This is a genomic window from Candidatus Hydrogenedentota bacterium, from assembly GCA_016791475.1.
Lineage (GTDB): Bacteria > Hydrogenedentota > Hydrogenedentia > Hydrogenedentales > JAEUWI01 > JAEUWI01.
Map to the genome: position 1 here is coordinate 1 of JAEUWI010000260.1, position 669 is coordinate 669.

Below are 669 nucleotides of genomic sequence, written 5' to 3' on the forward strand. Positions count from 1 at the left end.
TGTCACGCCGTTCTTGGCCGTCGCCGGGCTGCTGCAGAACCCATCGAACCCGATGACGCCGGTGTTTTTGGTCCTGGTGCCGTTGCTCGCGGGGTTTCTGCTCTCGCCGCGCGCGCTGTGGATTTGGCTAGCGGTGGTCATCGCCGCGGGTGGCACCACTGAATGGGCGATGGCGAACGGGTATCACCTCGACGGCCCGCCACGAGCACATCACGGCGTGGTCGTGGCCCTCAACCTCGCCGCCTTGGTGCTCTTGGTGGTCTCGTTCGTGCGCTGGTTCGACCGCATTCGCCGCGACACCCTCGAGCGGCTCGAGGCGGCCAGCAAAGCGCGAACCATTTTCTTGGCGAACGTCAGTCACGAAATTCGCACGCCCATGAACGGAGTGCTCGGGTTGACGGAGCTGATTCTCGCGGGGCCGCTCGAAGCTGATCAGCGCGAGAAGGTCGAGCTGGTCCAGCGCAGCGGCCATGCGCTGGTGACGCTCATCGACGATTTGCTGCTGATTACCCGCGCCGAGAGCGGCCGCTTGGTGCTCTTCACCGCTCCGACCTTCATCGCAAACGTGGTCGCTGACGTGGCCGAGCTCTTCGCCTCGCCCGCTGCGCAGAGGGGGCTGCTGCTTCGAGTGACGGTGGCGCCCGAGGTGCCGACCGTGGTCGAGCTCGA

At 65.9% G+C, this 669-nt stretch carries 1 protein-coding gene; it reads left to right on the forward strand.

Going from position 1 to position 669, the window contains the following annotated elements; all coding sequences use genetic code 11:
- Nucleotides 1-669, forward strand: a 669-nt coding sequence (locus tag JNK74_29090) for a hypothetical protein (GenBank protein ID MBL7650236.1), incomplete at both ends; no start/stop codon positions are given.